Origin of the sequence: Chitinophaga sp. RAB17 (genome assembly GCF_052114225.1) — a bacterium.
GTDB lineage: Bacteria > Bacteroidota > Bacteroidia > Chitinophagales > Chitinophagaceae > Chitinophaga.
Genome location: NZ_JBFREI010000003.1, coordinates 372,369 through 388,082 on the forward strand (window position 1 = coordinate 372,369; position 15,714 = coordinate 388,082).

The following is a 15,714-nucleotide window of genomic DNA, read 5'->3' on the forward strand; positions in this document are numbered from 1 at the left end:
GATGGATTGCGCCCGGCCAGCTCTCACCAGGCGCTCTTTATCATGCAGACAAGGTTATTTTCTTACCACCCACGACTGCATGTGTGGCGGGTATGGTGCCATAAGCCACCTGCAGTGACGGGACACCTTTTTTCCAGTTAACGGTACCGAATCCTTTTTCAGTAGCAATAAAGCTGCTGAAGTCTCCGATCCTGGAATCGATGTAGATGGCGTTGTCTACTGCATCGTATCGCACACCGGTGAGTCCCTGCAATAGTCCGTAACTGGACATGGCCCTTGCATACCAGTGTCCACATTCGTACTCATTAAAAGGATTACGTACGGTGCCATCATATCTCCGGCGACAGGCCCGTACAATCTCCAGCCCTTTCGCTACTTCGCCCTGGAACATCAGATGAGAAGCTACCTGGTATTCAATACCGGTCCATACTTCATTGCTGTATACAAAGGGGAGCGACAGCATACCACCCTTAGGCCAGGAGCATAATAACAGGCCGCCTTCATTGCCCAACGCATAGGTAGAGCGTTGCGGATTCACGTGATTACTTAAATCTTTTTTCAGATTGTATTGGTGTACTGCCAGCAAATGACTTTTTGTTTTAGCCTTATCTACAGGTTCTTCCATACCGCATACCCTGGCTATCCAGGAGCCGAGAATACCATCCGACAAGCATCCCGTGCCATACTGATATTTGGGACCTTCTTTTTTCAACAGCACCACGGCCTCATCTGCATACTGAGTGCTGAATGATTGTGCCTTCACCGGATCAGGTGCATTTAATCCTGTCCATTGTATTTTTTGTATGAAGTATTCGCCGTTATAGAGTTCTGTTTCCAGGAGTTGTTTTCCTTTGTGATAGAGGGCGGTATATTCCGCTACATCATTACCCAGAAAAGTACCCATTAATGAAAACGCCTGTAAGGCGCCCAGGTAAAAGCTGGTACACATACCAGTCGCGCCCCAGAATTCAATATCATAGGTATTATGATGTGGTTCTTCCACCAGGCCTTTGCGGCGTGGATCCCAGGTACGGATGCAATAATCCATGCTCACTTTTACGAGCGGATACATTTGCTTCAGCCATTCATTATCGCCGCTGATGCGCCATTCGCGGTATACTTTCATGATGCCACCCAACTGTCCGTCTGCTGCCGAATGAAAATTATGTACCAACGGAGAGATGGGAATATTGGCCCTGAAGCCCTGATGTCCTTCTGCATTCTGATTTTCATTGAACTCCGTATGGCGTAAACTTCTTTCCAGCGCCGGAAATAAATGCGGCACTGCCTGTGCATAATTCCATACATGCGTGCACGTGCCATGACAACTACCCCAGGTATCGCCAGAGCCTTCCCAGCACCAGAAGCGGCCATCATACTGACGCATTACCGTAGCTGATTTCAGAATGGTGAGATTCGCAGCAACTGCTTCGAGTACTTCGGGAGGCAACGTACTTTTATAAAAGGCATCGGTAAACAGTGCGGTCTTTTTATACAAGTCGGCATAGTTATCTTTCCAATAATCACTGACGGCAGCGATATCTTTAAACCGGCTACTGTACCAGGGTTTATAATATTTTCCGAATGCATTGGCGTGTCCACTTACGTCCTCGCCTATACGTAATTTTGAATCCGGTACATACCAGGCCATCATAAGACGGATTACTTTTTTCTCACCCGGCTTTAAACGAAATGGTACAAACAGGGAGCCACCGGGTGCATCTTTTTCTACCGGAGGGGTATTGCGCGTGTTCCCATCTTTCAAAGTATTCCACACCATCGTCAATGGATCAAACCAGCCACCACGGAACCAGCAATGATCTACAACGGTATTGGGCTCCGTTGTAAAAATGGCGAAGTGGCCTTGCTTTTCTGCTGCATTTTCCGGTGCGGCCTGTGTTAGTACAAATCCGTTGGGCATTGCTTTTATCGAGTGCAAGGTATCCGCCTGCCGCATAAAATTGCGCGCATTATAGGAGAAGATAAATTCTTCCGCTTTATTACCGGTATTCGTAAAATGATATTCCATTGCGCCAACGGGCATACTGGCATGGTCTTCATCGCCAGGAATGAAAGGACTCCAACCTTTAATAACCACCTGCGCCGGCATAGCAGGATCCTGGAGTGTGATGTCTGCAAACGGGAAGCGGGCTTTCATGACCGCATTCTTAAACCGTGGGAGTCCCCAGGTGGCGCCACCGGTGCCGCCCAGGCCGGCATCCCGCTGACCAAATTTTTTCCAGTCGGGCACAGGCCCTTCCAATACCCTGGCTGCTCCTCCTTTTATGCTGATGGCCGCAAACATGGCCGGCTCATAAAACATTTCCGGGTTGTGGTGTATAGACATATGTGAGATGGCGCCTGTGCCTTCCAGGCAAAACATGCCGGCGCCAATACCGCCAATAGGAAATGCGATGCGGTTATTATATTTCCCCTGATAGGCGTCATTAAAATGGCGGTCTTTTTCCATCGCCGGCGAAGGTGACTCCTCCTCTTTTTTACCGGATGTGTTTTTTGCCAGTGCAACTACCGGCAATGCAGAAACGCCGAGGTAGGCGACCGCGATATTTCTCAGAAAAAAACGTCGGTTGTTACTTTTTTTCATGTATCAGTTATTTTTAGAAATCAGCTGGCAGATGTGCTGGCCGGGCAATCGAATACACACATAGGTTCACCTGCAGAGCTGGCGTCACATTACTTCTTCTCTTTTTTACAATAGTTTTTCATACCACACCATGCGGTGTCTGATGCGTTTTGTTTTTCCGTGGCGTTTACACGCTTAATCGTTTAAGCAAATAGGCAATAAAAAAAATACTTTATAAAATTGAAACTATAATATTTTATCTGCGCTTCCAAATTTATTTTTAGAAATGTAGGTAAAATCGTTGTCATTTTCCGATTAAGGCGCGGTGATTAACCGTTGCTTTTCAACTATTGTTGTTTCAATACCTTCCTCACTGATGGTAATAATCCTGTAGCCAAAAAAATGCTCATCAAATGCTATTACTGTCGAAGTTCTCACGAATTGTAAGGAAACAGCCGGGGTTACATACTGTTGTATATTTCCCTGCGACTGCATATCATCGAGATGAAGATGTCCGCAGAAAATATATACATCCTGCGGATGCTGCCGCAAAACCTCCGCTATTTTTTCACGTCCTTTTAAAGGATAGGCCCTGTCTACCTCTGCATTCACCGGCAGTATAGGATGATGTATAAACAGGATCACTTTCCGGTTGGTTTGCATCTCTTTTTTAAACCATTCCAATTGTACCTGGCTTATTTCTTCGATGGAAGAGTCCATGAAGATGTATTTATACCCTCCCTTTTCATCCGTATAATAAAGCTCCGTTCTTTGATCTGGTAAAGGATTATAAAATGGAATGACTTCATTAAAATGATCATGATTACCCAGTACGATGCGATAGTTACCCGGATACTTATTTAAAAGATCAAAGAAGAAAGGATGCGAAGATGGATCTCCGATATCGCCGCCAAAAATCACTTCCGTGATCCCGGCTGCCTGTACTTCCTGCAAAATATTTTTCAGGTCTTCTCTTGCATCCACCTGTCTGCCAGTGGTAAATGCTTCATCCATATGCGAATCAGTAATAAAGGCAATAACATTTTTCATATGCATGGTTTGATACTAAATATACGGATTACTGATTGGGTATTCACTCATCCTTTTTTATATATCTGTTCCATGGAGTAATATCGCTTATACCTGCATATGTGCTGCATTTACCGGGAAAATAGGCCCCTTCTATTTCCCCGGTATGCCATTTCTTATTGCTGTTTTCGTAAGCCTTATTTTTCTTATTTAAACCAAATGGAGTAATCGTTTACAAACGCCTCGGCAGTACGTGCAGGCTTTTGGAGTATTTCCGCAACGGCGTTGCTCACATATGCTGCATCGCCGCGGCGCTGTACTTCCGTATATGCCATCAAAGTATGCACGGCCCAGGGAGGTAATCCTTTCTTCTCCATCCATTGTTTACCTTCCTCCAGGGTCAGCGGAATATAGGTAACCGGCTCTTCTACCACCTGGCTGAGGATGGCAGCGAGTTGCCCGTAATTGATAGCTTCTCCACCGGTCAACACATAGGTAGCTGCTACATGTTTATCCGGCGCTGTCAGAATGCTAAAAGCTACTTCTGCGATATCCCGCACATCGATATACGCTCTTTTCCCATCACCGGTGGCCTCCTGGATATTGCGTTCGTGTTTCACCCGCTCTGAAAATTCACCTAACCAGTTTTGCATAAACCCGGTAGGTTGCAGCACTGTCCAGGGAATACCGGCTGCCCTCAACAGTTCTTCTACAGCGCCATGCGCCTGCCCGATCTGTGAGCTGGCCATATGTGTGGGCGAGCTTTTCGCTGCAGCAGCGGAAGATAACTTCACCATATGTGCCACGCCTGTTTCTGCAGCCACCTGTATCACCTGGTGCTGCTCGTCTACAAAATTAGGCCCCATTCCGGATGACAGGAATACGGCGCGGCTATTTGTCATCGTTTTGTGCAAACTCGCTTTATCTGCCATATCTGCTTCCACCCATTCCACAAAAGGCAGCGCTACAGCCTTGCTTTTATTACGCGTAACCGCTGTGGTAGGGACAGCGTTCGCTGATAAAAACCGGAGCAGTTCACTCCCTATCTTCCCGGTGGCACCAAATACAGTGATATACTGGTTCTTTTCCATTTTAATGATTTAATTTAGTAGACCCAAAGGTACTGGCCACAGCGGCCGCCGGTTAACGGGAAAGGAAGTCTCATCAACGCAAAAAGAAGTTTTATGATCAGCAGTTGCCAGGCGGGTAGTGTAGAGAATACCCCGGTTCAGGAAAAAAAAGTCAGGATCAACGATGCTTCCGGTTTTCATATACAGCTGGAAGAGCTCTCCATGAAAGAGCTAGACCTCCGTTGGGGAAATTACAGCAACCCCACCCAAAAAGTATTGTCTTTTCTCCCGGCTAAAAAAGCCATTGTATCGCATTTCCGGATACAGGACGATACCATCAACAGCACTACTGCCATACCCGAAAAACAATTTGTAGTATACCGGGAATCTCCTGAGCCTTATGAAATGATCGTATCGCCTACGCGGCATAAAAACCGCGCCTTTTTTGAACTCCTGATGTCGGAGCATTTCTATCAGCATTTTTTTACGGAAGAAAGTCCGTTCATGAGCAGCTTCCAGCGCGATGAAACCATCAATACGCCCTCTCCTGCTTTCACTGCGCAAATGATGCCTGCCATGCAAGCCATCATCAACGACATGCGTCAAACACCCTACAACGGCCATTTGCAGGCGGTATACCTGGAAGCCAAAGCCATCGAGCTTTTCCTGATGCAGGTGAAACAGCTGGATCATCAACATCTCCCGAAAAAAACAAAGCTGCCCGCAAAGGATATTGAAAGTTTGTACGCCATAAAGCAGTACATGGAGCAACATTACGAACAGCCACTGTCCATTACAGCACTGGCCCGCAAAGCAGGGATTAACCAGATGAAGCTCAAAAATGGCTTTAAGGAATTATTCAATACCACCGTGTTTGGCTACCTCAGTGATATCCGTATGCAGGAAGCGAAACGATTACTACAGGATGAGAAACTGTATGTAGGCGAGGTAGCAGACAAAATCGGGTATAAACATCCGCATCATTTCACCGCAGCCTTCCGGAAAAAGTTCGGCATGATGCCGAAGGATATCCGGAAATAATCTATTAGGTCAGGTTTTTCCTACCTTTGATTTATTTAATTGTAGGAAATGGAAAAAGTAGAAACCATCCTGGAATATTACCAGACTACTAAACTGAAAATCTTTTCCTACTTCACTGAAAGCAGTTTTGCCCTGATCTTTGTTAATTAAGGCACCGTTTACGGTTGCAGAATTATTTCCAATAACGAGCTGTTTGGTCTGCACATTTAAACCAGTAGCGGTTTTGTTAAGGGTAGACTGTGCCTTTACGCCGATGGCCGTGAAGGAGAGTATAAGTAGTAGAGAATATTTTATCATGTTATCATGAGGTCAAGGGATTAATAAAGTTGGAACTCAGTGTACAGGGTAATTGACATCCCTCGATGCTTGGTTACAACTACCGTATTATTATAGGTCGATTAAAACGATCAATTTTAAAATATCTTATTCTATGTTATACAGCATAGATCGTTATGCTGCAGCCCATAGCAATATTTTTTGCGCGGCAACTCAAAATACTACCTCCTTTATACTTTCAAGAGCAAGGGCCGAGTTTTAACCGGCCCTTTTTAGAAATCACGCTATTGCACTAGTTTGTCGTACAAATAAGCATGTTCATTGTCGATCTGACGTATGAGCCCCGCAGAAGAATCTACATATGCACGAAAAGGCAACAATATGCCCGTCATCATCGAAAAACCATGAAGCTTTTGAGCATCACCTAAGGCAAAAAAAGCGCCACTGCTATCCACTCTGAATGCAACCAATTTCATCTTCATGTAACGGTGCATCAGTTGCTTGATACGATTATCTGCCAACAAAGAACTGTCCTTTACCCTCTCCTCGGATGTACAAGCATTACAGGTATCCGCAGCGTAACGAAAAACCCTTTCAAAAGTATGGGGATCAAAATACCCCGTTACCCCATCTATTGTATGTCCTTTCTGACCAACCAGTACCTTGATTTCAGGCGACCATTGGGTGATGGAGAAATAGTCGAACTGATAATCTTCAAGAAAACCCCGACTTATTTTACTGACAGTGTCAATTTCCAGCCTATGGTTATAGTAGTAGTTAACCGTTCTGCGCTCTGTGCAGCTTATTAGTAACAATAGTGGTAAGAAATATCTTATTCTCATATTCTTTTTTATTGAGTTCTTGGAATAGCAATTACGCCATGCAATCCTAGCTGGATCTGCTGAGAATTAGCCGTTTGTTTCTTCCAGGCCCCATAATCCCACCAGTCAAATGTGTAAGTTCCATCATTATTTTCAACAAAATTTTTCACCCTAATGTAATGCGAACCGGTCAAGTGCTTCAAAGAAACCTGATCTCTTATAAATCGATCTCCATACACATACAACACAAGGTCATACTTCTGAGACTTTTCATAAAGCATCCTCGGTTTCAGCGGACTAATCCAGGCCAAATCTGCGCCAGCAACATCTACCTTGTAACCAAAAGCATTCCATAAACTTTTCGCTTTTGTAAGGTTCGCACCTGCCCAGAGAGGATTACCCTCATCACCCGAATCATAATGGGTATCTTGATTTATGTAACCTTTAAATGCCGCACCTATCGTCATAAATAACATTTGATCGGCCTTATTTCCTTTCAAACCTTCATATTCGTTAAGATTTGAGCCTGCCGGATCCCTGATAAAATCACTCGGCTGCATTGACTTAATTACCGTTCCATTATTATATCGGAAATCACCATCAGTATACAGCGAAAACATCCCACTAACCATGCCTGCCGGATCGTGCTCATAAACATAGGACAAGCAAGACCCCTCCCAGCAAAACATTGTTCCATGTCCTTGGTTGAGAGTGGAAGGATTATTCACCCGGTCCTTCATATTCTTAATAAACTCCCCAGGCGTTACATTTTTAAAATACTTACTCTGTTTGAGATTTTTACTCAGTTCTTCAATTTTTGTGTTTGCCTCATCTTTCGTGGATGTAGGCGGATCGCCAGGGCCAAGCCCCATCACATCTACAAACATAATTGGGTTATTCGCCCCAAAAACATAAGGGCTTTGCCATGGATATTTTCCTGTTAACGGATCGATCGACAGGAAGCGGCCAATGCGTGCATCGTATTCTCTAAACTCGAATGAATATTGATTTCCCTCACCTTGTATTTCATCAACCTTCTCCTTCCCATTAAATCCATACCTATAAACTCCCGCACCTGCCGCAATACTTCCACTTCCACCACTGCCACCAGCATAACTACCATCAGCTATATACGCGGTGAAATTATCTCCTGCTGCCGATTGAAACCCATCTCCGAAGTCAATGCTATTCGATGCCACATATTCAACAGGTTGATTATTACTCCTGTTATTCAGAGACAAATCTACCGGCAACGTATACCCGTTTACATTATCTGTTCCGGAAACCCATCCATTCTGAATGGCATGACCACTGCGACCAGGTATCAATGAACCAAATGGATAATAATCCTGTACGGATGTGAGCAACGGATCGAAGTGATCAATGGTGGTACCGTCTACGGTTATCGGACGTTTTCGGTCCGAAACGGTGGCCAGTACATTACCCAGGTGATTACTTAATTCAAAGACCTTATTACCTCTCGTAAAGATAGTATTTATCCCGCTTCCTAATGCAGGCAAATCAGTTTGTACCGGGTTCACTTTATTCTGCACATTTACCTGCTGATTCAACAATCCAAGTCGGCTACTACCATATAAATCTGATTCTATGAGCGTTAGATCTCCCTGGTTAACAGCAGGATCACCCTTGGTATATACCCCCATTACATTCCCTGTGGCGTCACGTACATACCAGGTTTCCACGTTCTTCACTTTTTTACTGATCCGGTTACCTGCTACATCATAAGTATAGGTGATAACGGTTCCATCCAGCTTATGGATACGTTGAATTTTACCATACACCGTCCAATAGATACTATCTACCCCACTTTTCAGATCTGCTGTCAGGTTACCAATGGCGTCGTAGGTGTAATTATGCACGGCCTGATTATCGATATCATTAGGATAATTACCATCGGGTACCGCATCCCTCACATAATCCAACTGATTGTTGTTCAGGTTATAACTGTAGGTCAATTCATCCATTGCCAGTGGCTTACCGGCAAATGTTTTATTGCCATTGCGATGATAAGACTGGATATTACCGTTGGCATCATAAGTTACAGCCTCTTCAAAATCATCTAATTTATTGGGCGTCCAGGTATTGGTGGTAGTATTCAATCCGTTCGCTGCCGTCATGCTGCTGAGACGATTTAATACATCATATTTATAAGTATAGAGTAAGGGTTGTCCCAGTGTAGCAATGTTCACGCTCATAGCGGCAATATTGCCATTGTATAACGGACTAAAAAGACTGGCATTACTTGCCGTTCCTCCCGCAACCGCATTGGCATTACCGATGGATTTATAGTCTCTGTCACCGGAATAATGCAGTGCAAAGCCGAATGCATCACTGGCCACCAGGCTATTTTTTACGCCATCACGCCCCATATCATAAACAGGCGATAAAACACTGCTATTGACTCCCTTCAGCCAACCCTGTAACGTATAGGCATAGTCGAGGCCCTGTACCTGTTGCTGACCAATAATGGTTTTAGCTAATGGGCCATGCTTGTAATACTGATAATAGGCTTCATTCTCCCAGTATACTTCATCGGTACTGGTTTCAACATTTGTCAGGCGGTTTTCCGCATCATAGGAGTACCGGTGATAGAAAGCATCCGGTGCACCTGGCTGATAAGCCACTGTATTTACCTTTCCTGATACCAGGTCATAATTATATACCAGCTTTTTAAACCGGTTTGGGGTACTGCCCATCGAACCATGGTGGTAATCCTGCAACAGCGTATCTACATTACCGTGAATATCATAGCTATAATAAGTAGCACTGGCGTGTTCAATAGCACTAATATCTGATGCAATATCATACACTGCGCTCCAGGAAACACGGTTCCGCAGATTCTTACCTGTCAGCAAATAATCGATCGGAGCATATGCCTGATCATATACGGTTTTAGTAATCTGGGACCTGGTACCCGTTGCAGCCGTCAGCCATTGCTGAAAGTTATTGTTATCGCGGCTGATCACACTGGTCATCGGCGTAGTGGATTTTATCTGCCCCACTTCCGTGATTCTTCCCAGGTAGTCATATAACGTATAGCTATAGGAAGATATTAACTTCTGTTTTGCATTCCGGGAAACGCTCAGGCGCCCAAGTCTGTCATACCAGTATTCGGAGTATCCACCATCCGGTGAGGACTGCGATACTACCTGGTTCAATGTATTATAGCGGTATTGAGTGGCCATTGTGTGTGGAGGCACTTTTGCTGTTCCTGCCAGCCTTGCTGCCTTTACACTGTTTAGCCATGTATCGGATCGGTCTAATGCTACTCCTGAAGGTGGGATGGTTTTTATCAGATTCCCTGCCTGATCATAATAGTAGAGCGTATGATGATACTCACTTAACTGATGTGTCAACGTGAACACTTCTTTGCCAGCAGCATCCAGACAGCTCTTCATGTAGGCCTGATTAAAATCATCCTTTAAGGAGTCTGTGCGTGCCTTGAAAATTTCTGTAGCGGTACTTACAATGAAGAAACTACTATCAGAACAGTTGTTCGTCGTATTCCCTTCCATGGGCTCGTAGGTTGGAACGGACTGCGGGCAAAGCAATGGACCTTTGTACAACGCAATACTACTTGTGGAACCACCTGTGCAGCCCTGCCTGGTTAGGCTGTTAGCAACGGCTCTTGTTGTAACGCCTACTGTGAAGCTGTTGTAATCAGCCGTAAATTGAGATAAGGCTGTATCAACAGCGGTCATTGGCAAAGCCGCTGAAGTCATAGCATAGGTGGTATCTTTACAGGCTGCTTTTCCATTTGCATCCAATAAATACATCACCGGCAAACTACTGAGGAATCCTCCGGCATTAATGCTACCATCAGCATTCATGAATATACCACGTATTTGTGAATTTGCTGCTGGATTCACCATTGTTCGCGACCAGGGAATACTGCCATCCATATTCATTTTAAGAATAAAGTTGCTATTCTGGCTGCCGTCTACGACCTGCCCCATTAACAGACTACCATTATTCAGCTGGCTGGCAGCCACCCAGGCAACATTATTATTTAAAGGAGCAGACAACCGGAAGGCATTCCTGACACTAAGATTAGCATTCAAATTCAGTACGGTAGTACGTCCATTGGTATTTCCCATGTCAGTAGAAGTGGTCATCACAATCCTGAAACCGCCATCAGGCAAATTAAACAACCTGTTTACATTCGCCTTATAGCTGGACTGATATAACTTCTGCGTTATTACACTCCCATCCGTTTTATTGAATTTAACAACGGCAGGATTATACATTGCTTTATTAATATCATAAATTAATCCAACGACTAACAGCCCGGTACTATCTTCCGTGATATTCTGTGTGAGGTCTCCGTAGGTTGTTCCCATTCGTTTCATCCACTTCATGGTTCCCACACTATTCATTACCCCAATAGTCCAGTCCGCCCTGGAAGATCCCGCATCGTAATCGCTCACATAGGCAATATCTCCATTGCTGAGTTCTATAATATCCCTTAGATCATCGCCCGTATTGGGTGCCGGGCTTGGCCCGGTATATATTCCTTTACTCCAGATAATATTTCCCGAATGCCCCAGCTTCATGAATGTGGCATGTCTTTCCAGCCCGATTCCCAATACGTCATTCGTCGAGTAACCACCAACGACGATACCACTATCTTTGGTTTCAATTACTTTCATTATGTACGCCGCCTCAGTTCCAAAATCATACATCCGGGTCCATATAATATCCGCTGCTGCTGATGTTTTGATAATTACTGGTTTTGCAGTACCGGTAGTTGTCCATCCTGCTAACAGGTAACCATCACTGATACGTTTTACATCCCAGATATTGGCATTGTATGATGTACCGGCATCTGTAATCTGGAAGGTATTTATAGGTGATGTTTGTTTGGTTATCAAAGTATCACCGTAATGTAATAAGCTACAACTGTCTCTGAAATTCAGGTAGTCCACTACCGACAAACTATAACCCAGGCGATTATTCATAAAGGCGGTAAACAGGTCATTAGTAGCCTGTTGTGCAGAATCGGACACGCCAACACTTGCCATCATCATAGAGGCACCACCCCCACTTCTGCCTGGGAGCGCCGGTGTAACTCCCGGGAACCTGTTGGTAAAATTGGTGTACAGACTATCAACTACCTTACAATTGGCGCAAGGGGCTGGTGTAAAGCATTGGAATGCCGGAGGCACACTCACTGCTTTTTCCAGGAAGGTACATCCCCCGGAAGCATTACAGGCATTCAGGAGGTTATCCAGGTCTGCCTGGGCGATCTTCAATTTTCTTGTTCTGAACAGGTAATCGGCAAATGTTTCCTGCGACCAATGTGCCAGATCATATTCCTGTTTTACTGCGGTAATCTTGCCACATTCGCAATCACTTGGTTTGCTGATCACCGGCTTATTGGCGGTGCCGGATTGCGCATAGTAAGGCGCCGGTATTGTCAATAAATAAGGGCAACCCGCAGGGCGTACAGGAGTAGGATGAGCCACATTATAATTGCGGATCACATCTTCAAAAGAACGGTTGGTTAATACGCTGCTATTCGGAACAGAACTGGATCCATAAGGATGATCCTGATCCGCTCCTGCCTTACATACTTCCAGTAATTGTGTTTTGATCAGGTTAAAGTCTGTCTCAGAATAACTACAAGATGATAACTGTTGCATCCAGGTAGTTACATAGTTATTACAGTTAGCGGCATAAGAGCGCTGCATAGCAGCATTGGCAGAATCAGTCATTCTCGCTTTATCTGCTACTGTCAGGTTATCCAGGTATCCCAAACCATTTTGCGCAAGCGCCTGTTTCGGGGAATTAAAATGCGGTGTCTTCTTTGCTAAAACCAGATCAGCGGCACTTACTCTCTGAGCACCTGCAGGACAGGTAGCGTTGTCAATTTTATCATTTATTACCTCCTGTTTTATAGACAGGTAGTTTTCCCGAAAGTTGCGCCAGATCATGTTCTGATCACCTGCACACAAAATACCCTCTCCAAAAACATTGGTACCATCCGTATATTTTACCACGCAGGTATTATCATCGTTCCGGCAAAGCGCTCCTATTGCGCTTCTCGAATAAATAGACCAGTTATTGATCTTATTGTTAGCCGTCATTCTACTTTCAATCTGACTTTTTATATCCGTGGGTTCCAGGACCACCGGATCCCGGGTAGCTGGTACTCCATAGGGAGTAAAAACAGCAGAAGTACCACCTGTTGGGTTGAGATATCCGGCAGCTTTGGCTTCGGCATAGGTATCTACTGCGCGGAACTTAACATCCCATTCCATGCTGGCCCGGTGCTTTTCATATTCCAATAACTTACAGTACTCCGGATGAAAACGCAACAACGCCTCTGCCCAGGAAGATTGGAACTTCGCAACAAACTGCTCTGGCAGCAGTGCCTGCGGCATGACCATGGTATCGGCTATTTCATCGTATACCATCGCCGGCTTCCCATTTTCATCTAAAAAAGTAATGTCCTTTCTTTTATAAACCGGTGCAGATCCCTCCGCATCGCCTACATAAAAAATAGAATAAGGATATTTATTATCATCCAGGGTAGCATACTGACCAGAAGGAGGCATCATATCCATTAACATGGATTGCCGCGTCATATCGGACAATGTGGCTTTCTGACACAATGCATTGCAGGAAGCAACTGCTTTTGCATAAGCATTATCAATTTCACCACGGTAAGCCACCGAATCTGACGGATTCAGATTTGCCTGTTGCATATAAGCCGTAGCGAAGGTAACGCGGGTACCTATACCTGTAAGACAGGCAGCACAATCAGGTGCGCAGGATTTACCCAGCATCAGTTGCCGCTGCTCATCCTTGAGCTTTTCCAGGGAAGTACACACGCTGCTCTTCATGAATATTTTTTCCCTGTAACCAGCCATCGCCTCCTCATTAATCTTCAGCGTTTTTGTTATCTCATAATTGCCCTCTTTCAGTTGTAAAGAAAAAGTCAATACTTGAGCTGCTGGTGCGCTACAATTTGAAATAACACTATCTATGCTGTAATTCGTCAGTTTTTTAATCACGGGACTTCCACCCAGCAATTGATTGTATACATCATCGGTGATCTTTATCTCCAGATCAAACCTACCTATATAACAAACATCGTTGCCATTGCAATCCTTCTTTTTTAATACCGGTGGTACCAGGCTGTAACTAAAATCATAGCGGCCATCCACAGGTACGGTCAAAGGTTTATGGATGGTCATCACACCATCAGTAATAGTGTTGTTATTTACGCCGCCCAGTATCTCTACTGCCGTACCCGGTACGTTTGAAGGCAATCCTATGAGATTGGCGCTACCAGGTGTTCCCGCCAATGCGGTGGCAATGGTACGGCCATGCATATCCAGGTAAGTAATGCTGTACTGTCCATTGGCATCCTGCACCATGTTCTTGAAATAGTGCGATGCATCCCCTGCCTCTGTACCAAAAAGGGCATCCAGTTCACTTTGGGTAGCACTACCATAACTATACCTGGTTTCATGATTACTATTAATAGCATAACCCGGCCCTACTCCACTCTGCCGGCTGATTCTGCCGGTATTATCCGGGGTATATACCGTTTCTGTGAAGGGGAAGCCCTCCGCATTCGGAATATATTTATTGAAGCCATCATTGGCCCGGGGATTCCTACCAGAATAATATTTCGATGCACCGCTGCTACTATCCATTGGCTGGGCAGAAGTTTGCAGGAAATGTTCCGGCGCATCCAGCGTATCGTACTTACTTACATCATATGCTCCATTTACCCCGGTATTAAAATTTTTCGTATAGGCAATAATGTTACTTAATGTGGGGGCTGGCAGCACCTGTATAGCTGGTCTTCCCTGTTGATCATACAATGTTTCAGCTACAATTGTGGTATCAGTAGTATTGTCTTTGGTGACTGTTTGGCGATTCTGTAAATTTCCATCAAAGTACTGTACAACCACCTTGCGTTTCCCTTCTTCTGCAAAGCTGATATTGGATTGCCAGTTGAGCATATTCTCATGCCCCTTGAAGTTAAAGGATGCCATACCACCTGCATAACCGCTGCTCCAGGCAGTTTCTTTCCGGCTGCTCCTGTCTCTTACCTGCACCGCTCTTACCCGCGCATACAATGTACCGGTATTATCATAAATCAGTGGTATGGCATACCGGTTACCGCTAATGCTAACACGGGTAGCGTTGTTACGGAAAACCAACGCCGGGTCTACGGGATTTCCATATTTATTGTTGGCCAATGACGAGGAATCTATATAAGCCCATTCCAGGTCATATTCATCCGCGGCCTTCAAGGCAGTCCATTTAGCGATCAACTGATCAGGATTGGCAGGTAGAGAGGTAGTTTCGAAACTGATTGCTTTTACTACATCATTCACCATATCCAGTTTGAATACCGGTTTCACCCGCATTTCATTCTCCAGCATCAGGGCGCCATTGACGGCCGTATTACTGGAGGTGAGCGTCAATAACTGGACGCTCACCTGGTGAGCACCATTAAATACAAAACTATTCCGTGCAGTGTATGCCTTGGTTGTATCATAATTAATGGCAAGGGTATCCTGTATTGAATGCGAATTCTGATCTGTTCCGATATAGGTAACCCGGATAATAGCAGATGCTGTAAAGGCTCCGCCGGGATATACCGGGCTATATTCATTCAGCTTGAATGTTACAATATTCTTTACCGGATAAGAAGCTTCCAGCTTACTCTTTAGTACGGCATCAAAATAAACACTGTCCTGCACCGTAATGATAGCATTGGCTACCAATTCACCCTTACTGCCATCCAGCACCTTCTTAACCGTGATGCCATTCTGCGCGGTAGTAGTCATTGTACAGAGTAACTGTACAGCGACAAACAGTAGAAATAAAATCTTTCCAGATATAGGGGACT

General features: G+C 44.8%; 7 protein-coding genes. 1 reads left to right on the forward strand and 6 read right to left on the reverse strand.

Translation table 11 applies throughout. The annotated features are described in order from the left end of the window. Positions 1 to 40: 40 nt before the first annotated feature. From AB4Z08_RS13340 to AB4Z08_RS13350, 3 genes are all read right to left on the reverse strand, one after another. Complete coding sequence (locus tag AB4Z08_RS13340; protein ID WP_441574237.1) at positions 41 to 2,605, reverse strand: GH116 family glycosyl hydrolase; 2,565 nt, start codon at positions 2,603 to 2,605, stop codon at positions 41 to 43. Positions 2,606 to 2,899: 294 nt separating this feature from the next. After that, on the reverse strand, positions 2,900 to 3,634 hold the full coding sequence (locus AB4Z08_RS13345; protein ID WP_441574238.1) for a metallophosphoesterase family protein: 735 nt from the start codon (positions 3,632 to 3,634) through the stop codon (positions 2,900 to 2,902). Between the two features lie 185 nt (positions 3,635 to 3,819). Further along, positions 3,820 to 4,704 carry an NmrA family NAD(P)-binding protein gene (locus tag AB4Z08_RS13350; RefSeq protein ID WP_441574239.1) on the reverse strand — a complete coding sequence of 295 codons (885 nt, stop codon included), beginning with the start codon at positions 4,702 to 4,704 and terminating at the stop codon, positions 3,820 to 3,822. Positions 4,705 to 4,797: 93 nt separating this feature from the next. Here AB4Z08_RS13350 and AB4Z08_RS13355 point away from each other — a divergent pair, with 93 nt between their 5' ends. Continuing rightward, positions 4,798 to 5,724 (forward strand): helix-turn-helix transcriptional regulator, encoded by a 927-nt coding sequence (locus AB4Z08_RS13355; protein ID WP_441574240.1) that lies wholly within the window; start codon positions 4,798 to 4,800, stop codon positions 5,722 to 5,724. Between the two features lie 9 nt (positions 5,725 to 5,733). Here AB4Z08_RS13355 and AB4Z08_RS13360 read toward each other — a convergent pair whose 3' ends face one another. The 3 genes from AB4Z08_RS13360 to AB4Z08_RS13370 form a co-directional block, all read right to left on the reverse strand. After that, positions 5,734 to 6,021, reverse strand: coding sequence for a hypothetical protein (locus tag AB4Z08_RS13360; RefSeq protein ID WP_441574241.1), 288 nt, complete (start codon positions 6,019 to 6,021; stop codon positions 5,734 to 5,736). A 263-nt stretch (positions 6,022 to 6,284) separates the two neighbouring features. Further along, the gene (locus AB4Z08_RS13365; protein WP_441574242.1) at positions 6,285 to 6,815 is read right to left on the reverse strand and encodes a hypothetical protein; all 531 of its coding nucleotides are present in this window, start codon (positions 6,813 to 6,815) and stop codon (positions 6,285 to 6,287) included. 35 nt (positions 6,816 to 6,850) lie between these two features. After that, a complete protein-coding gene (locus AB4Z08_RS13370; protein ID WP_441574243.1) occupies positions 6,851 to 15,652 on the reverse strand; it encodes an RHS repeat-associated core domain-containing protein in 8,802 nt (2,933 codons plus the stop codon). Positions 15,653 to 15,714 lie beyond the last annotated feature (62 nt).